The organism is Flavobacterium sp., assembly GCF_024642105.1.
Classification (GTDB): domain Bacteria; phylum Bacteroidota; class Bacteroidia; order Flavobacteriales; family Flavobacteriaceae; genus Flavobacterium.
In genome coordinates this window covers 372,545-392,983 of sequence record NZ_JAHEBT010000053.1, presented here as the reverse complement: position 1 = coordinate 392,983, position 20,439 = coordinate 372,545, and the positions used below count along the sequence as shown (strand labels likewise).

Below are 20,439 nucleotides of genomic sequence, written 5' to 3'. Positions count from 1 at the left end.
TATAAAGTTTCAAAGTCTGTAGCAATACAGACTTTGATTTTTTTACTCTTTTTATTATGATAGAGCAACAAGACCAAATTAATATTGAGTTGGATGAGCAAACAGCCGAAGGAATTTATTCTAATTTGGCCATTATCAATCATTCTTCTTCTGAGTTTGTTTTAGATTTTGTAAGCATTATGCCAGGCATTCCTAAAGCAAAAGTAAAATCGAGAATTGTTTTGACGCCTCAACATGCAAAGAGATTGTTGAAAGCCATTGGAGAAAATATTCATCGTTTTGAAGTCGCTCATGGCGAAATCAAAGACACTGAACAGGCTCCAATTCCATTGAATTTTGGTCCTGCGGGACAAGCTTAATACCAAAGAGGCTCCAGAAATGGAGCCTCTTTTTTTATTGTAGTTTGTGGACTACTTCGTTTTTGATTTCCTCTAAAACGAAGGTGCTTTGTACATTGGAAATTCCTTCAATGACTGACAATTTTTCTACTGCAAATTGTTGGTATTCATTCATATCTTTTACGGCAATTTTCAACAAAAAATCATAGTTTCCAGAAACATGGTAACACCCCATCACATCATGCAATTTTGCAATTTGCTTTTTGAAATTGTCAATTACTTCCTTGGAATGAATCGATAAGGTGACTTGGCAAAAGACCTGAATTGATTTTCCAATTTTTACTTCGTCCAAAAGAGCAACATATTTTTTGATGTACCCCAATTGTTCTAGTTTCTTAATTCTAGCAAAGGTAGGCGAGACCGACAAGCCCGATTTTTCAGCAATCATTTTGATGTTGGCTTTGGCATCGTTTTGCAAAACCATCAGAATTCGTTTGTCAATGGCATCCATTTTAAAATATTTTTATTGTTTTGATAATTTGTAATTCCGGTTTCAAATAAATAATTCTGCTAATATATCTATTTTTAGAATTATACTATTGATTATTTCTGTTATTTAGAAAATTTTGAAAATAAATATACATTTACAAAAAAAACAATGGAATTACATTCAGCCTTTCTTACCGATACAGACAAACAACGAATACTAGATTTAGAACAATTAATCGACCTTTCTAACGAGAATTCTATTGGGTATCCAGTATCAAAAGATTTTGATTTTTCGGAGATCATGCCGTTTTTGAAATACCCAATTAATAATGTGGGTGACCCCTTTGAAAATTCCATTAATAAAGTAAAAACCCACGAACTCGAAAGAGAAGTAGTTGGATTTTTTGCCAAGTTGTTTAGAGCCGATCCAAACGATTATTGGGGCTACGTTACCAATGGTGGTTCTGAAAGCAATTTGTATGGCTTGTATTTGGCTAGAGAGCTGTATCCTAAAGGAATGGTGTATTATTCAGAATCGACGCATTACAGTATTCGTAAGAACATTCATTTGTTAAACATTCCAAGTATTGTGATTCGTTCGCAAGAAAATGGAGAAATTGATTATACCGATTTAGAAAACACTTTGCGAATCAATCGGGATAAACCAGCTATTGTGCTGGCGAATTATGGTACTACGATGAAAGAAGCCAAGGACGATGTGGCTAGAATAAAATCCATTCTAAAAAGTTTAGCCATTCAAGATAGTTACATTCATTGCGATGCCGCCCTTGCAGGAAGTTACGGTGCCTTTGTAGAACCTAGAGTACCTTTTGATTTTAAAGACGGAGCCGATAGTGTGGCTATTAGCGGTCACAAGTTTATTGGTTCGCCAATTCCTTCTGGGGTAATTATTACTAAAAAATCAAATCGCGATAGAATTGCCAAAGGAGTTTCGTATATCGGTTCATTTGATACCACGATTACCGGTTCAAGAAACGGTCACAGTCCGTTGTTTTTGTGGTATGCTTTGAAAAGAATGGGAGTGGAAGGGTTGAGACAACGATTCCAAAACAGTCTTGAAGTGGCTGCGTATTGCGAAAAGCGATTGAATGCAATTGGGATTCCTGCTTGGAGAAATCCCAATGCGATTACTATAGTATTTCCAAAAGTACACGATTCCATAATTTCCAAATGGCAATTGGCCACACAAGAAACTATTTCTCATATTATTTGTATGCCCAATGTCACCAAAGAGCAAATTGACCACTTAATTTTAGACATTCAAAACTGCAAAGAAGTCGTTGAAAACGAATACGAATTCAGTTTCTAATTATTCAAACTCCGAAGTGAAAAACAATTTCACATTTGGGTATTTGCTTTGCGTCATTTGAATCGTAAAATCCGAATCGGCTAAGAAAACCAATTGTCCGTATTTGTCGTGTGCCAAAAACTTTTGTTTAATGCGTTTGAATTCTTTGAATTCTTCACTTTTAGCATCATCGGGTTTTACCCAACACGCCTTATGGACAGGGAAGTTTTCATAGGTACATTTAGCACCGTATTCGTGTTCCAATCGGTATTGAATTACTTCGTATTGAAGCGCTCCAACAGTTCCAATAATTTTACGGTTGTTCATTTCTAGGGTAAACAACTGCGCTACCCCTTCGTCCATCAATTGATCTACCCCTTTGTCTAGTTGTTTTGCTTTTAATGGGTCGGCATTATTGATATAACGGAAATGCTCTGGAGAGAAACTCGGAATTCCTTTAAAGCTCATCACTTCGCCTTCGGTCAACGTATCGCCAATTTTGAAGTTCCCCGTATCGTGCAATCCTACAATATCACCCGGATACGAAATATCTACAATTTCTTTTTTCTCAGCAAAAAAGGCATTGGGACTCGAGAATTTTAAATTCTTTTTTTGACGCACGTGGAAATACGGTTTGTTGCGTTCAAAAGTTCCCGAAACAATTTTGATAAACGCCAAACGGTCGCGGTGTTTTGGATCCATATTCGCGTGAATTTTGAACACAAAGCCTGACATTTTTTCTTCTTTTGGATCAACCAAACGCGTTTCTGAATCTTTAGGTCGAGGCGAAGGCGCAATGGCTACAAAGCAATCCAACAATTCGCGTACCCCAAAATTATTCAAAGCCGAACCAAAAAACACGGGTTGTAATTTTCCGTCCAAATAGTCTTGTCGGTCAAATTTAGGATAGACTTCGTCAATCAATTCCAATTCTTCACGCAATTTATCTGCGGGTTTTTGACCAATTATTTTTTCTAATTCAGGACTTTGTACGTCCGAAAAAGCAATCGTTTCTTCAATATTTTTACGGCTATCTCCGCTAAACAGGTTGATGTTTTGCTCCCATAAATTATAAATACCTTGGAAATCATACCCCATTCCAATTGGAAAACTCAAAGGCGTAACCGTCAAGCCCAATTTTTGCTCCACTTCGTCCATCAAGTCAAAAGCATCTTTTCCTTCGCGGTCTAATTTATTGATGAAAACAATAATCGGAATGTTTCGCATTCTACAGACCGAAACTAATTTTTCAGTTTGTTCCTCGACCCCTTTGGCAACGTCAATCACTACAATTACGCTATCCACGGCGGTTAAAGTTCGAAACGTATCCTCGGCAAAATCCTTGTGACCAGGTGTGTCAAGAATATTGATTTTTTTCTCTTTGTAATTGAATGCCAAAACCGAAGTCGAAACCGAAATCCCTCTTTGGCGCTCAATTTCCATAAAGTCAGACGTAGCGCCCTTCTTAATCTTGTTGTTTTTCACGGCACCCGCTTCCTGAATCGCCCCTCCAAAAAGAAGTAATTTCTCGGTTAGCGTGGTCTTCCCTGCATCGGGATGCGAAATAATTCCAAATGTTCTCCTGCGTTGTATTTCTTCTAAAAAACTCATAATTGCTATAATGGAGTGCAAAAATACTATTTACTTCACTAAATAACTAATTCCAAAAGTTTTTCTGGGATACGTATTTAAAGCTTCCAGCCTTTTAAAGGCTGGAAGCTTTAAAAGAATGCTATTTTTCACGAAGTCGAGGGGGGCTAAATACCAGATTAGGGTTATTCCTACTTGTTTTGATATTTAAAGGCTTTTGGTAATTTGTACAACATTTTTTATATTTTTGAGTTGTGGCAATATCTATAATTTATAAAATATAATATCTAATCACTGCTCTATTAGTTTTTTTAGGTATATAGACGAGTTTAAAGCGTTAAAAAACAATTATACACAATGAAATATCTTTTAATTACATTTTTCTTTTTATTGACAATCTTTGCACAGGGACAAAATTTTATAACGCTTAACGAGGCCAAGAGTGGAGATACAATATCCTCCGATGAAGCAATTATATATGGAAATTTTATCCAGCGACTTGGATTTAGTAGCGGTGGATTTCCGCAAGATATTCGAATAATAAATCTAGAGACTAAAGAAGTTTTTACATTTAGGGTTAAACCTACCTATAAATCGGCTAAAGAAAATATATTTATATATTTTATTAGACCTGGTAAATATGCAATACTAAATTATTGGTGGACAAAAAGTACATGGTACGGGGGTAAATTTTTTACTGAACCAATTTTTAAAAATATTGATATGACTGATAATCTTGATCTTAAAATAAAATCAGGACAAATAAATCAAAATGAATTAGAACAATTTACATTCGAAATAACAAAAAATTCATTAAATTATCTTGGAACTTGGCATTTTGATAAAGGTCTTGTTTCTTTTACAGATGATAAAACGCAATTTGATAGTTTAGTAAAAAGCAAGTTCAAAAAACTTGATTTTTTATCTGCAACAACGATTCTGCCAAAATAACAGGTTAATATATAATATCATAAGGTTCAATTATTTTATAAGTATGTATTTTATTCTTTAATAATTCAGTCTTATCCTTAATAATTTTTTGTTAATAGTACTCAGTTCACTTGTATTCTCTAATTGAATTGTTATTTTTGTTGGCAATAATACATTTCGGCTTCTGTAGTTAGTAATAGAAGTGCGTTTAACTTGAGAGAATGTCAAGTTGCAATGACTAAAATCCTAATAGTATTGGGTTTTAGAAGTACTAAAAAATAAAAATTAAACAATGATATTTCAATTACCATCGATTACCTCTTTTGTAAATAAGAAAGCGCTTTCTGTTTTCTTGGTTCTTTTTTCTGTAGTGACTTTAACTGCCCAAGAGGTGATTAAAGAGCAACCAACAAAAGAAGCGCCAAAAACAAACTCGTCTAAAAAAATGAAAGTAGATGGTGTTATCGCTACCGTTGGTGATTATATTATTTTGGATTCGGATATTGACAAAGCTTATTTGGAGATTTCAAGTCAAGGGGGTTCTGTAAAAGATATTTCAAGATGTCAGATGTTAGGCAAACTAATGGAAGACAAATTGTATGCGCACCAAGCCGTACAAGATAGTGTTAAGGTTACAGACACTGAAGTGAAAGCAATGATGGATGAGCGTTTGGACTATATGACTGAACAATTAGGCTCTATGGATAAGATAGTAGAGTACTATAAAAAAAACAACGAAGAAGAATTCAGAACCTATTTCTTTGATATTTTAAAAGAAAATAAGTTAACATCCGAAATGCAAAAGAAAATTGTAGACGATGTACAAATTACACCTGAGGAAGTGCGTAACTTCTTTAAGAAAATTCCAAAAGACGAATTGCCTGTTTTTGGTGCCGAAATGGAAGTAGCCCAAATTGTGGTAAAACCTAAAATCTCAGATGCGGACAAGCAAAAAGTAATTGATCGTTTGAATGGTTTCAAAAAAGAAATTCAAGAAGGCTCTAGTTTTGCTACCAAAGCGGTGCTGTATTCACAAGATCCAGGATCAAGAGCGAGTGGTGGGTATTACAAAATGAATCGTAAAACCCCTTTCGTAAAAGAATTTAAGGATGTGGCATTCAGTTTGGCTGAAGGAGAAATCTCAGCGCCATTTGAAACAGATTTTGGCTATCACATTATTTATGTAGAAAAGATAAAAGGGCAAGAGGTAGAATTGCGTCATATTTTATTGGCTCCTAAAGTAACTGAGGAATCGTTGCAAGAAGCAAAAGAAAAAATCAATTTGATTCGTAAACGAATTATAGATAAGGAAATCACATTTGCAGAAGCTGCAAGAACTTTATCTGACGAAAAAGAAACAAGAACCAATGGAGGAACTTTAATCAATCCTAAAACGCAAGATACTCGTTTTGAATTGACTAAAATGGATCCAAGTTTATACGCGCAAGTGTCTAATTTGAAAGAAAATGAAGTTTCATCTGCTTTTGCCGAAGAACCTCAAGAAGGAAAAAAACAATACAAATTGGTTACAGTAACCAACAGAATCAATGAGCATACCGCTGATTATGCAAAAGATTATACTAAAATCAAGGATTTGGCTTTGAAAGAAAAGCAAATCAAGGCGATTGCCAAATGGTTTGACGAAAAAATTAAAGACACTTATATTAAAATTGTGGGTGAATACAGAGATTGTGTTTTTACCAACAACTGGTTGAAAAAATAAATTTTTAAAATAAATTAAAAAAGAGTTAGCTTTATGAAATCAAAATCATTTTGCTAACTCTTTTCCATTTAAACGAAATCGAAAATGTCTGATGTAGCTGCTATACATAACTTAGTTCAAAAAAGAACCGCGCTAAAAAAAGAAATTGCTAAAATCATTGTGGGTCAAGACGCTGTGATTGACCAAATTGTGTTGGCTATTTTCTCTGGCGGACACGCTTTATTGGTAGGTGTTCCAGGATTGGCTAAAACGTTAATGGTAAATACTTTGGCACAAGCCTTAGGGTTGGATTTCAAACGCATTCAGTTCACGCCAGATTTAATGCCTTCGGATATTTTAGGAAGCGAAATTTTGGACGAAAACAGACAATTTAAATTTATAAAAGGGCCTGTTTTTTCAAACATCATCTTGGCTGATGAGATCAATAGAACGCCGCCAAAGACGCAAGCCGCTTTGTTAGAAGCTATGCAAGAACGTGCGGTAACCATTGCAGGACATCAATACCAATTGAACTTGCCGTATTTTGTATTGGCAACTCAAAATCCCATCGAGCAAGAAGGGACCTATCCTTTGCCAGAGGCGCAATTGGACCGATTCATGTTTGCTATTAAATTAGAATACCCCACTTTTGAAGAAGAAGTTCAGGTAGTTAAACAAACCACTTCGGATGTAAAAAGTGTTATTGAACCGCTATTTTCTGCTCAAGAAATTATCGATTTTCAGCACTTAATTCGCCGCATTCCAGTAGCAGATAATGTGATTGAATATGCGGTTGCTTTGGTAGGAAAGACACGTCCGGATAGTCTGTTGTCAAACGATTTTGTGAAAAACTATTTGGATTGGGGAGCTGGACCAAGAGCTTCGCAAAATTTAATTTTAGCGGCCAAAGCCCACGCTGCTTTTAACGGAAAATTCTCTCCAGATATTGAAGATGTTAAAGCGGTTGCTATTGGGATTCTGCGTCATCGAATCATTAAAAACTACAAAGCGGATGCCGAAGGCATTACAGAAGAAATGATTATCGATAAACTACTCTAATTGTGCAAATTGATATTGTTTCAATTCCTTTTATAATAACACTTCTTTTGATTTGATAAATGAACAATTATTTTGTTAATTGTTTAATATCTATTGGGTTAAATTATTGTTTTTGCAATAAAATTAAATCTGATTTATTATTTTATAATAATAATCGGCAATAGAACTAGATTTATTAAATTATTTTTAAATCTCGGCTTTAATTTCTAAATTTGCTGGACATAAAAACAAAAATACCCAAATATACTATGGCTATTGATAATGCAATGAATCTTTATAACGAATACATTAAAGAAATTGAAGAAAGAAAAGGTCAAGGATTGCATCCAAAACCAATTGATAGCGCTGAATTACTAAGTGAAATTATAGCGCAAATCAAAGATACTAACAACCCAAATAGAAACGAATGTCTTTCGTTTTTTATTTATAATACATTACCGGGAACTACAAGTGCCGCAGGTAAAAAAGCCTATTTCTTAAAAGATATTATTCTTGGAAAAGAGATAGTGAATGAAATCACACCGGCTTTTGCTTTGGAATTGTTGTCTCACATGAAAGGAGGAACTTCTATTGAAGTTTTACTTGATTTGGCTTTAGGAAGTGATGTAGCTATTGCAAAACAAGCTTCAGATGTACTTAAAACACAAGTGTATCTTTATGACGCTGATACAGCACGTTTGCAAGAGGCTTACACTAATGGGAATCCAGTTGCAAAAGAAATTTTAGAAAGTTATGCTAAAGCGGAGTTTTTTACAAAATTACCAGAAATAGCAGAAGAAATTAAAGTAGTTACATTCATTGCTGGTGAAGGTGATATCTCTACAGATTTATTGTCTCCAGGAAATCAAGCGCACTCGCGTTCAGACCGTGAGTTACACGGTAAATGTATGATTACGCCTCAAGCACAAGAAGAGATCAAAGCCCTTCAAGCGCAACATCCTGATAAAAGCGTGATGTTAATTGCTGAAAAAGGTACTATGGGTGTTGGTTCTTCTAGAATGTCAGGAGTGAACAACGTAGCGCTTTGGACTGGTAAACAAGCAAGCCCTTATATTCCGTTTGTAAATATTGCGCCAATTGTTGGTGGAACGAATGGAATTTCTCCAATTTTCCTTACTACAGTTGATGTAACGGGAGGTATTGGAATTGATTTGAAAAACTGGGTTAAAAAAGTAGATGGAAATGGTACTCTTGTTCGTGATGAAAATGGAGATCCTATTTTAGAACAAGCTTATTCTGTTGCAACAGGAACAGTTTTGACAATCAACACTAAAACCAAAAAATTATACAACGGTGATCAAGAATTGATTGATGTTTCAAGATCATTCACGCCACAAAAAATGGAATTTATCAAAGCAGGTGGTTCTTATGCTATTGTATTTGGTAAAAAAATCCAAACATTTGCTTGTAAGGTATTAGGAATTGATATTCCAACGGTTTTTGCTCCTTCAAAAGAAGTTTCACATGCAGGGCAAGGACTTACAGCAGTTGAAAAAATATTCAATAGAAATGCTGTTGGAACAACTCCAGGAAAAATATTGCATGCGGGTTCAGATGTTCGTGTAGAAGTAAATATTGTTGGGTCGCAAGATACAACGGGTTTAATGACTGCTCAAGAATTAGAATCGATGGCTGCCAAAGTAATTTCTCCAATCGTTGATGGAGCGTACCAATCAGGATGTCATACCGCTTCAGTTTGGGACAAAAAGGCACAAGCCAATATCCCAAAATTAATGAAATTCATGAACGATTTTGGTTTAATCACAGCTCGTGATCCAAAAGGAGTATATCATGCTATGACGGATGTTATTCACAAAGTGTTGAATGATATTACAATTGATGATTGGGCTATCATTATTGGTGGTGACTCTCATACAAGAATGTCTAAAGGAGTAGCTTTTGGTGCGGATTCTGGTACGGTTGCATTGGCTTTAGCTACAGGAGAGGCTTCTATGCCAATTCCTGAATCAGTTAAGGTAACTTTCAAAGGGGCTATGAAAGAGTATATGGACTTCCGTGATGTGGTTCATGCAACTCAAGCGCAAATGCTACATAAATTTGGTGGCGAAAATGTGTTCCAAGGTAGAATTATCGAAGTACACATAGGTACATTAACGGCTGATCAATCATTTACTTTCACAGATTGGTCTGCTGAAATGAAAGCTAAAGCGTCTATTTGTATCTCAGAAGATGAAACTTTGATTCAATCATTGGAAATTGCTAAAGGAAGAATCCAAATAATGATTGATAAAGGCATGGATAATAGCAAACAAGTCCTTAAAGGATTGATCGATAAAGCCAATAAGAGAATTGCTGAAATCAAATCAGGTGAAAAACCAGCTTTAAGACCAGATGCTAATGCTAAATATTATGCAGAAGTAGAGATTGATTTAGATCAGATTGCAGAACCAATGATTGCAGATCCAGATGTAAATAATAAAGACGTTTCCAAACGATACACACACGATACTATTAGACCGCTTTCTTTTTACGGAGGGGATAAAAAAGTAGATTTAGGATTTATCGGTTCTTGTATGGTGCATAAAGGCGATATGAAAATATTAGCTCAAATGCTTAAAAATATTGAAAAACAACAAGGTAAAGTGGAATTTAAAGCGCCTTTAGTGGTGGCTCCACCAACATACAACATTGTTGATGAATTAAAAGCGGAAGGCGATTGGGAAGTGTTGCAAAAATATTCAGGTTTTGAATTTGATGATAATGCACCTAAAGCAGCGGCACGTACAGAATATGAAAATATGTTGTACTTAGAGCGTCCAGGATGTAACCTTTGTATGGGTAACCAAGAGAAAGCATCTAAAGGAGATACCGTTATGGCAACCTCTACTCGTTTATTCCAAGGAAGAGTGGTGGAAGACACTGCAGAGAAAAAAGGAGAATCATTACTATCTTCTACACCTGTAGTTGTTTTATCAACTATTTTAGGTAGAACACCGTCTATTGAGGAATATAAACAAGCAGTTGAAGGTATTAACTTAACTAAGTTTGCGCCTTCTCATAAATTGTTAGTGGGATAGTACGTACACTATTTCTTTATAAAAACGAAAGCCTAAGTTAAACTTAGGCTTTTTTGTTTTGTATCTGGTCGTTTTTTCGTAAATTGGTAAGTAGTAAACTTTTATACTAACTATCTAAAAATAATTCTTATGGCTTTTGATATTGAAATGATTAAAAAAGTGTACGAAAATATGGCTTCTCGTGTAGATAAAGCGCGTGAGATAGTAGGTCGTCCACTTAGTTTGACAGAAAAAATTCTATACAGCCACCTTTGGGATGGAGTTGCTAATCAAGCTTTTTCAAGAGGTGTTGATTATGTAGATTTTGCCCCAGATAGGGTGGCCTGTCAAGATGCGACGGCGCAAATGGCGTTATTGCAATTCATGCATGCGGGTAAATCCAAAGTTGCTGTTCCCACTACCGTACATTGTGATCACTTAATTCAGGCTAAAGTTGGTGCAAAATGGGATTTAGCGGTAGCAAACACACAATCTAAAGAAGTTTTTGACTTTCTTTCTTCAGTTTCTAATAAATACGGAATTGGTTTTTGGAAACCGGGTTCTGGAATTATTCACCAAATTGTTTTAGAAAATTACGCATTCCCTGGCGGAATGATGATTGGAACCGATTCACATACCGTAAATGCGGGTGGATTAGGGATGCTAGCTATTGGAGTAGGTGGAGCAGATGCCGTGGATGTAATGTCTGGAATGTCTTGGGAGTTGAAATTTCCCAAATTAATCGGAGTTAAATTAACGGGAAAATTGAACGGCTGGACTGCTCCAAAAGACGTGATTCTTAAAGTAGCTGATATTCTTACCGTAAAAGGAGGAACTGGAGCGGTTGTCGAATATTTTGGAGAAGGTGCAATCAATATGTCTTGTACAGGAAAAGGGACTATTTGTAATATGGGAGCCGAGATAGGAGCGACGACTTCTACTTTTGGTTACGATGATTCGATGAGAAGATATTTAGCAGCAACAGGACGTCAAGAGGTGGTTGATGCGGCTGATAAAGTAGCAAATTACCTGACTGCAGACTCTGAAGTGTATGCTAATCCAGAGCAGTATTTTGACCAATTAATTGAAATTAATTTATCTGAATTAGAACCTCATATTAACGGACCATTTACACCAGATAGAGGTACTCCAGTTTCTAAAATGAAAGCGGAGGCAGAAGCCAATGGTTGGCCTCTAAAAGTAGAGTGGGGTCTGATAGGTTCTTGTACCAACTCTTCTTATGAAGATATGTCTCGTGCTGCTTCTATTGTAGAACAAGCGGTAGCACACGGGATCAAACCAGTTGCTGAATTTGGGATTAACCCTGGTTCAGAACAAATCCGTTTCACTATCGAAAGAGATGGAATTATAGATACGTTTGAAAAAATGGGAACCAAAGTTTTTACTAATGCTTGTGGGCCGTGTATCGGACAATGGGATAGAGCAGGAGCTGAGAAGGGAGAGAAAAATACAATTGTCCATTCGTTCAACCGTAATTTCTCTAAAAGAGCCGATGGAAATCCAAACACACACGCTTTTGTAACTTCGCCAGAAATGGTTGCAGCTTTAGCTATTTCAGGGCGTTTGGATTTTAATCCAATTACAGATACGTTGTTGAATGATAAAGGTGAAGCAGTAAAACTAAACCCTCCAACGGGTGATGAATTGCCAAAAAGAGGATTTGATGTAGAAGATGCAGGGTTTCAAGCACCTGCAGCAGATGGTTCGGGGGTACAAGTGGCGGTTTCTGAAACGTCTGACCGTTTGCAATTGTTAGCTCCTTTTGAAGCTTGGGACGGTAAAAATATTGTGGGTGCAAAATTGTTAATCAAAGCTTTCGGAAAATGTACGACAGACCATATTTCAATGGCAGGACCTTGGTTGCGTTTCCGAGGTCATTTGGACAATATTTCTAATAATATGTTGATTGGTGCTGTAAACGCATTCAACCAAGAAGTGAATAAAGTTAAAAATGAGTTGACGGGTGCTTATGATGCAGTTCCAGCAGTAGCTCGTGCTTATAAAGCGGCTGGAGTGCCTTCCATCGTGGTAGGAGATCATAATTACGGCGAAGGCTCTTCAAGAGAACATGCTGCCATGGAGCCACGTTTTTTGGGTGTAAAAGCCGTTTTAGTAAAATCATTTGCTCGTATTCACGAAACCAATTTGAAAAAACAAGGGATGTTAGCCTTAACTTTTGCTAATGAAGCTGATTACGATAAAATTCAAGAAGGAGACACCATCAACTTTATGGATTTAACCGAATTTGCTCCAGCAAAACCCCTAACCTTAGAATTTGTTCATGCTGATGGAACCAAAGATACTATCTTAGCTAATCACACCTATAATGCAGGGCAAATAGGATGGTTTGTCGCGGGTTCAGCCTTAAATTTAATAGCGGCTGGCAAGGCATAATTTAGTTTGCGGGAGCTAATCCTGCTTTTCGTTTCAAGCTTTTTTATGAAATTGCCATTTTTTAGTTCAAAAAGGAGCTTCTTTTAGTCGCTCTTTTTTCTCAAAAAATTGTGGCAATTTCATTTCAAAAGGCTTTGCACTTCAATCAGGGCTATTGGTAATTTAGTTCTAAAATATTGTTTTGGAACTAATTTTATAAATGCTTTAACTTTTTTAGTCATAAAAAGGGCTATCTTTGTAATTCTTGAAATATTCCCGTTTTCTATTGTAGAAATGATAATTTACATATCGCTTCTTTAATTTAGTAATCATTAGAATTATTAAATCGGGTTTAAAAATTAAAAACAGAATGAAGTATTACAAACTAATTTTAATTTTATCGCTCATTAACTTTTCAGCAGCTTTTTCTCAAGAAAAACTGATAAAACATACCGTACAAAAAGGCGAAACTATAACTGCTATCGCCCAGAAATATAAAGTAGATCCAAGTGCTATTTACGAACTCAATCCAGATTGTAGCCGAACACTGAAATTAGAATCTATTATTTTGATTCCACGTCAGACTTCAAAAGGAATGAAAGCAAAAACGGAATCAAAGGTTGCTTTAGTTGAAAACACACACGAAGTACAACCAAAGGAAACTTTGTTTGGTATTGCAAAACAATATGAAATCTCTCTAGAAGAACTCAATAACGCTAATCCTGAATTAGCTGAAACCGGTTTGAAAGCAGGACAAAACATTAAGATTCCTACCAAAGTCAATTCAAATCTTGGTTCAATAACTAAGAAAGAAACGCCCAAATTAGAACCTAAAAAAGAAGTTGTTCTAAAAGAAAAACAAGAAAAGAATATTCCACTACCAGTTGCTCCACAAACAGGAACAACAATCCATGAAGTAGTACCCTCTGAAACAAAATTCGGGATAGCGAAACAATATGGAATTTCAGTGGCTGATTTGGATAAAGCCAATCCAATATTAGAAAAAGAAGCACTTAAGGCGGGTCAAAAAATTATGATTCCTGTAAAAGAAGGAATTGCAGCCGTTATTCCAGTTGTAAAACAAGTGGAGGTGGTGCCGTCTAAAAAGATAGAGCTAAAAGAAAAAGCTAAAGAAGAAATTGTCCCAATAAAAAAAGAAACAGTCGAAGAAAATATAGCGACTGTAACTCACGAGGTACTTTCAAAAGAAACTAAATACGGAATTGCTAAAAAGTACGGTATTTCGGTAGCAGAATTAGAAAATCAAAATCCAACGATTGTTAAGAATTTGTACGTAGGTGCTAAATTGACCATCTCTGGAGCCAAAACAATTCAAGAAGATGTCACTGTTGACACTCAATTTGTATCGGCAGAAATTACTGATGCAGTAGCAAAAAAAGAGAATCTTACTATAGCTAGCAGTATTGCAAAATGGAACACCAATGAAGAATTAGCAGATGAGTTGATTCGTATGGCATCGGATAATTTAGGTTCGAGATACCGTTCGGGTGGTACATCCAAAAATGGATTTGACTGTTCGGGTTTGATGTACTCTACATTTAGTTCGTTGGATATTAAATTGCCAAGATCTTCTGTTGAAATGGCAACAATTGGAACAAAAATAGAGGCTAAAGAAGCTAAAAAAGGAGATCTGATTTTCTTCAAAACAAGAGGAGGAAGTCAAATTAACCACGTGGGAATGGTGGTGGAAGTGTGTGATGGAGAAATTCGATTCATACATTCGTCAACGCAAAGTGGTGTTATCATTTCGTCTACCAAAGAGAAATATTACGAGAAAAATTTCACCCAAATTAATCGGGTGTTACAGCAATAAGAAAATAATCAAGACTCCTCATTTGAGGAGTTTTTTGTTTTAAATAGGGTATTGTTTATTTCTTTTACTTTCAAAAACTCGGTTTTAAAAAAAAGTATATCTTTAACCAACCAAAAACTAAAACCAATAATTATGGAAGAAAATCAACCAGGAGATTTTAAACGAGAATTAGGATTGTTAGATGGTACTATGTTAGTAGTAGGATCTATGATTGGCTCTGGAATATTCATTGTAAGTGCTGATATTGCTAGACAAGTAGGTTCGGCAGGATGGTTGACTTTAATTTGGTTAATCTCAGGAATAATCACCATGATTGCGGCAGTGAGTTATGGAGAATTGAGCGCCATGTTTCCAAAAGCAGGTGGGCAATATGTCTATTTGAAAGAAGCCTATAATAAATTAATTGCCTTTTTGTATGGCTGGAGTTTCTTTGCAGTTATTCAAACGGGTACCATTGCTGCTGTGGGTGTAGGTTTTTCGAAATTTGCAGCCTATTTAATTCCTTCTTTAAGTGATGAAAATATTTTATATGAGTTAGGTTCTTTTAAGTTGAATGCAGCTCAAATCGTTTCAATTATTACAATTGTATTACTTACTTATGTAAATAGTCGAGGGGTAAAGAACAGCAAAACATTACAAACCGTTTTAACCGTAATAAAGATTCTATCGTTATTTGGGTTGATTGTTTTTGGGTTTTTATTGGCTGCTAAAGCCGAAGTTTGGAATGCCAATTGGTCAGATGCTTGGAATACTCGCTCGTTTAATACAGATACGGGTTCGTGGTTGCCTATTGGAGGAACTGCTTTGTTGACTGGAATTTCAGCTGCTATGGTAGGCTCGTTATTTTCAAGTGATGCTTGGGTTGGGGTTACATTCATTGCAGGGGAAATTAAGAATCCTAAACGTAATGTAGGTTTGAGTTTATTCCTTGGAACTTTTATTGTTACTATCATTTATGTCCTGACTAATTTGATGTATTTGGCAGTAATTCCATTATACGAAATTGCGACAGCCAAATCGGATAGGGTAGCAGTAGTGGCTTCTCAATACACTTTTGGAGATATGGGAACTATCATTATTGCCTTAATGATTATGATTTCTACGTTTGCTTGTAATAACGGATTGATTATGGCGGGAGCAAGGGTTTATTATACAATGGCCAAAGACGGTTTGTTCTTGAAAAAAGCAGCTAATTTGAATTCGGCAAGTGTACCTGAATGGGCGCTTTGGGTACAATGTGTTTGGGCTTCGCTTTTATGTTTGACAGGAAAATACGGAGACTTATTGGATTTTGTCATCATCATTGTTTTAATATTTTACATTCTAACTATCTATGGTATTTTTATTCTTCGTAAAAAAATGCCTGAGGTAGAGCGACCGTATAAAGCTTTTGGTTATCCTTTTTTACCATTGGTGTATATTGTAATTGCTTCTGCAGTATGTGTTTCGTTATTAATTACAAAATTTTCTACTTGTGGTTGGGGAGTGTTGATTATGTTGACAGGAATTCCAATATATTATGCTACGAAACCTAAAGAATAATTAGGTTACTTTTATAAATAGAAAAGCCGTCTTGTTTCAAGACGGCTTTTTTTATGATGTGGGGGAATTAAATTTTATAAAATAGTAGCTACTTCTTCAAAAGGCAATCCCCAAGCTTCAGCAACTCCTTTGTAAACAATCTTACCATTGGCAATGTTCAATCCTTTTTTCAATTCTTCGTTTTCATTGCAAGCTTTTTTCCAACCTTTATTGGCTAATTGTAGCGCATAAGGTAAAGTAGCATTGGTCAAAGCCAAAGTAGAAGTGTAAGGTACTGCACCTGGCATATTGGCTACACAATAGTGAACGATTCCGTCAATGATGAAAGTTGGATTTTCGTGTGTGGTTGGTGTACAGGTTTCAATACAACCACCTTGATCCACCGCTACGTCAACTACAACTGTTCCAGGACTCATTAACTTCAGCATATCTCTTGTAATTAGATGAGGTGCTTTGGCTCCTGGAATTAAAACAGCTCCAATGACTAAATCGGCATCAGCAATAGCTTCGCAAATGTTGTAATGATTAGACATTAGGGTAGTTACATTTGCTGGCATAATATCAGATAAATAGCGTAAACGAGCTAAACTCACATCCATAATCGTTACTTTGGCACCAAAACCTGCAGCCATTTTTGCCGCTTGCGTTCCTACAATTCCTCCGCCTAAAACCACTACTTTAGCAGGACTTACTCCTGGAACACCGCCCAATAAAATCCCTTTTCCTTGCATTGGTTTTTCTAGGTATTTAGCACCTTCTTGGATAGACATTCTTCCTGCCACTTCCGACATGGGTACTAATAATGGCAAACTACGGTCTGTTTTTTCTACGGTTTCGTAAGCCAAACAAATCGCATCGCTTTCTATCATGGCTTTGGTTAATGCTTCTGAAGAAGCAAAATGGAAATAGGTAAATACCAATTGGTCTTTTTTAATCAAAGCATATTCAGATGCAATAGGCTCTTTTACTTTAATAATCATTTCGGCAATTTCGTAAACCGCTTCAATTGTTGGTAAAATCACCGCTCCAGCATTTTCGTAAGCGCTATCGCTAAAACCGCTGTTCTCTCCTGCATTAGTTTGAATATAAATTACGTGTCCGTGTTTCTTGAATTCGGCCACCCCCGCTGGAGTTAAGGCTACACGATTTTCGTTGTTTTTAATTTCTTTTGGAACACCTATTATCATAGAATTGTAGTTTTAAAGTTAGACTTAAAATCCAGTAACAAATGTATGTATAAAGGAAAAATTATTGCAATATGACGCTTAATTAAGAAATTATTTCTTTTATTTTGTGTTTTTAAATTATTTATTTCTTTTTAGGTTTCGTTTTTTGAAGGGTGAAAGAAAAATAATCGCTTTATTCATTTTCAATTTATTTAATTTCGACTATTATGATGACTATTGATGCTATTGATAAAAAAATTCTTCGTTTGCTACAAGAAGATGCTCATTTAACACTGAAAGATATTTCGAATAAGATTAATTTATCATTGACGCCAGTTCATGATAGAGTAAAACGTTTGGAAAAAGAGGGAATTATTGAAAAATATGTTTCTATTTTAAATAAAAAGAAGCTAGGAATGCATCTTACAGTGTATTGTCAGGTTACTTTGGTGAAGCAAACGCATGATGTATCTGAAGGATTTAACGCTTCGATTTTGAATATGCCCGAAGTGGTAGAGTGTAATTTTGTTTCAGGAAATTTTGATTATTTACTCAAAGTAGTATTACCCGATATGGATAGTTACCATCATTTTCATCAACAGAAATTATCCGTTTTACCTGAAGTTTCGTTGATTAATAGTTTTTTCATTATTTCGGAAGTAAAGACGACGACAGTAATACCCATTAAATAAAAAAGCCGTCTTAAATTGTCAAGACGGCTGTTGTTTTAAAACGAGGTGAATTAAATAATTATTCTAAAAATTTCTCCATTTTGATTGATCATTTCAATGCGAATACTTTGACTCTCTTCTTTGTTATTCAGTAATTTCGAAACGGTTTCAATATCGGTTGCTTTTACATTGTCAATACTTAAAATGATATTCCCTAAAAGCTCCGTTTCGTATTGTTTTAAATTCTCGTTAGTAATTGCTTTGATTTTAACGCCATAATTAAGGCGGAATCGTTTCTTATCAGTCGCATCAATATTCTCTAATTCCAATCCTTTGAACTCAGTATTAAAATATTCGTTTTTACTTAAAATAACAGGTACTACTTTGTTTTTACCTTCTCTAATTATAGTTACCGCTACTTTATCATTTGGTCGTTTCGTGTTGATATAACCTGATAAATCAGCAAAAGTTGATACAGATTGATTGTCTAGTTTAATGATGACATCTCCTTTTTGAAGTCCTGCTTTTTCCGCCCCAGATCGTTTGGTTACTCTATTAACGTAGAAGCCTTCGGTTTGAGAAATGCCTAATTCTTTAGATGATTTTGAATTTAATTCACCTCCTTCAACACCAAGAATTCCGCGTTGTACATTACCATACTCCATAATATCTTCGATGATTTTTCTGGCAATATTAGAAGGAACTGCAAATGAATAACCAGTATAACTTCCGGTTGGAGAGCTAATCATAGTGTTAATGCCAATTAATTCGCCTCGTGTGTTTACTAAGGCGCCACCGCTATTTCCAGGATTAACGGCAGCATCGGTTTGAATAAAAGATTGGATGCCGCTGGTGTCTAGATTTCGCGCTTTGGCAGATACAATTCCTGCCGTTACTGTTGAGGTCAAATTATAAGGATTTCCAACTGCCAAAACCCATTCTCCAATTTTTACTGAATCAGAATTGGCGAAAGCCGTATAGGGTAATTTTTCATCGGCATTGATTTTTAGCAAAGCGATATCCATTTTGGAGTCGGTACCAATGAGTTTGGCTTTGTATGACTTTTTATTGTTTAACGTGATTTCAATTTCGGTAGCATCTTTAATCACGTGATTATTGGTCACAATATAACCATCTTCGGAGATGATAACCCCTGATCCAGTCCCAATTTGCTCTTGTTGTTGGCTACCACCATACCCATAAAAGAATTCCATAATAGGATTAGAAATAGTTCTTCTAGAAACATTTTTTACGTGGACTACCGTGTGGATAGTCTTCTCGGCAGATTCAGTGAAATCAACATTTTCGGGTGAGAATCCCACTCGTTTGCCATAATAATCACCCGCAACAGTAACTAGTCCATCTTTGTTTTTCGAAAAATAACCATCTTGGTCAAATAATAGTTTGTAAGCACTTAAGGTTACAGCTCCACTCAATAGGGAGACTAAAAATAGATTTGAAAAGCGATTCATAATGATTTTCGTTTTTAAATTATTGATGGTAAATTTAAAAGAGAAATTCTTTTGTAAAAAACAGTTTAACGCTCTTTAACAATGATTAACATTTCATTAATAGTTCGTACTTTTGTGTTTTATAATTCAAGAAAATGCAATTAGAATTTTATAAATACCAAGGAACAGGAAACGATTTTGTAATGATTGATAATCGTTCGAATTCTTTCCCTAAAGAGAACACGCAATTAGTAGCTCATTTATGCGACCGTCGTTTTGGAATTGGAGCAGATGGACTGATTTTATTGGATAGCGATACAGATACTGATTTCAGAATGGTGTATTACAACTCGGATGGTAATTTGAGTTCGATGTGTGGTAACGGAGGACGTTGTTTGGTGGCTTTCGCCAAAAAATTAAATGTTATCCAAGACGAAACTACTTTTATTGCTACTGATGGCTTGCATTATGCTACAGTGGCTGCTGATGGTATTGTTTCTTTGCAAATGATTGATGTTGCTGAAATCAATAACACACCAGAATATTCTTTTTTGAATACTGGTTCTCCACATCATGTGCAACTAGTTGAGGATTTAGAACACTATAATGTAAAAGAGAACGGAGCGGCGATTCGTTATGGTGCTTTGTATGGACAACAAGGAAGTAATATTAATTTTGTAAAAAAAATAGACAATACTACTTTTTCTTTACGAACCTATGAAAGAGGGGTAGAGGATGAAACTTTAGCTTGTGGTACAGGTGCTACTGCGGTAGCGATTGCAATGAATGCTACAGGTCAAACCAATTTGAATGCCATCAATTTGAATGTTGAAGGCGGAAAATTAGCCGTTTCCTTTGATAAAAAAGATGGAAAATACACCAATGTCTTTTTAAAAGGGCCTGCCGAATTTGTTTTTAAAGGAACAATTGAGATATAAATCAAACAA

At 35.6% G+C, this 20,439-nt stretch carries 15 protein-coding genes; 11 read left to right on the top strand and 4 right to left on the bottom strand.

The window, feature by feature from the left end; genetic code table 11:
- The first annotated feature begins 56 nt into the window (after positions 1–56).
- Complete coding sequence (locus Q0L65_RS10015) at positions 57–359, top strand: DUF3467 domain-containing protein (protein WP_296685900.1); 303 nt, start codon at positions 57–59, stop codon at positions 357–359.
- A 34-nt stretch (positions 360–393) separates the two neighbouring features.
- Here the strand turns inward: Q0L65_RS10015 and Q0L65_RS10010 are convergent, their stop codons facing one another.
- The gene (locus Q0L65_RS10010; protein WP_296685897.1) at positions 394–849 is read right to left on the bottom strand and encodes an Lrp/AsnC family transcriptional regulator; all 456 of its coding nucleotides are present in this window, start codon (positions 847–849) and stop codon (positions 394–396) included.
- Between the two features lie 147 nt (positions 850–996).
- Here Q0L65_RS10010 and Q0L65_RS10005 point away from each other — a divergent pair, with 147 nt between their 5' ends.
- The gene (locus Q0L65_RS10005) at positions 997–2,157 is read left to right on the top strand and encodes a histidine decarboxylase (protein WP_296685894.1); all 1,161 of its coding nucleotides are present in this window, start codon (positions 997–999) and stop codon (positions 2,155–2,157) included.
- Here the strand turns inward: Q0L65_RS10005 and Q0L65_RS10000 are convergent, their stop codons facing one another.
- Positions 2,158–3,747: a peptide chain release factor 3 gene (locus tag Q0L65_RS10000; RefSeq protein WP_296685891.1), complete on the bottom strand. Its 1,590-nt coding sequence runs from the start codon at positions 3,745–3,747 to the stop codon at positions 2,158–2,160. It lies immediately after the preceding gene.
- 336 nt (positions 3,748–4,083) lie between these two features.
- Between Q0L65_RS10000 and Q0L65_RS09995 the strand changes: the two genes are divergently transcribed.
- From Q0L65_RS09995 to Q0L65_RS09965, 7 genes are all read left to right on the top strand, one after another.
- Positions 4,084–4,677: a hypothetical protein gene (locus Q0L65_RS09995; RefSeq protein WP_296685889.1), complete on the top strand. Its 594-nt coding sequence runs from the start codon at positions 4,084–4,086 to the stop codon at positions 4,675–4,677.
- A 271-nt stretch (positions 4,678–4,948) separates the two neighbouring features.
- Complete coding sequence (locus Q0L65_RS09990) at positions 4,949–6,379, top strand: peptidylprolyl isomerase (protein WP_296685886.1); 1,431 nt, start codon at positions 4,949–4,951, stop codon at positions 6,377–6,379.
- Between the two features lie 84 nt (positions 6,380–6,463).
- Positions 6,464–7,417: a MoxR family ATPase gene (locus Q0L65_RS09985; protein WP_296685884.1), complete on the top strand. Its 954-nt coding sequence runs from the start codon at positions 6,464–6,466 to the stop codon at positions 7,415–7,417.
- 266 nt (positions 7,418–7,683) lie between these two features.
- Positions 7,684–10,455: a bifunctional aconitate hydratase 2/2-methylisocitrate dehydratase gene (locus Q0L65_RS09980; protein WP_296685919.1), complete on the top strand. Its 2,772-nt coding sequence runs from the start codon at positions 7,684–7,686 to the stop codon at positions 10,453–10,455.
- Positions 10,456–10,584: 129 nt separating this feature from the next.
- Positions 10,585–12,849 (top strand): aconitate hydratase, encoded by a 2,265-nt coding sequence (locus Q0L65_RS09975; RefSeq protein ID WP_296685882.1) that lies wholly within the window; start codon positions 10,585–10,587, stop codon positions 12,847–12,849.
- A gap of 349 nt (positions 12,850–13,198) precedes the next feature.
- Positions 13,199–14,662, top strand: coding sequence for a peptidoglycan endopeptidase (locus tag Q0L65_RS09970; protein WP_296685880.1), 1,464 nt, complete (start codon positions 13,199–13,201; stop codon positions 14,660–14,662).
- Between the two features lie 132 nt (positions 14,663–14,794).
- Positions 14,795–16,204: an amino acid permease gene (locus Q0L65_RS09965; protein ID WP_296685877.1), complete on the top strand. Its 1,410-nt coding sequence runs from the start codon at positions 14,795–14,797 to the stop codon at positions 16,202–16,204.
- 74 nt (positions 16,205–16,278) lie between these two features.
- On the opposite strand, the gene ald is transcribed toward Q0L65_RS09965, so the two are convergent.
- Positions 16,279–17,391 (bottom strand): alanine dehydrogenase, encoded by a 1,113-nt coding sequence (gene ald / locus Q0L65_RS09960; protein ID WP_296685875.1) that lies wholly within the window; start codon positions 17,389–17,391, stop codon positions 16,279–16,281.
- 206 nt (positions 17,392–17,597) lie between these two features.
- Here ald and Q0L65_RS09955 point away from each other — a divergent pair, with 206 nt between their 5' ends.
- Positions 17,598–18,062, top strand: coding sequence for an Lrp/AsnC family transcriptional regulator (locus Q0L65_RS09955; protein ID WP_296685871.1), 465 nt, complete (start codon positions 17,598–17,600; stop codon positions 18,060–18,062).
- Positions 18,063–18,112: 50 nt separating this feature from the next.
- Here Q0L65_RS09955 and Q0L65_RS09950 read toward each other — a convergent pair whose 3' ends face one another.
- On the bottom strand, positions 18,113–19,513 hold the full coding sequence (locus Q0L65_RS09950; protein WP_296685869.1) for a Do family serine endopeptidase: 1,401 nt from the start codon (positions 19,511–19,513) through the stop codon (positions 18,113–18,115).
- Positions 19,514–19,647: 134 nt separating this feature from the next.
- On the opposite strand from Q0L65_RS09950, the gene dapF reads away from it, so the two are divergent.
- On the top strand, positions 19,648–20,430 hold the full coding sequence (gene dapF / locus Q0L65_RS09945; protein WP_296685866.1) for a diaminopimelate epimerase: 783 nt from the start codon (positions 19,648–19,650) through the stop codon (positions 20,428–20,430).
- The last annotated feature ends 9 nt before the right edge of the window (positions 20,431–20,439 follow it).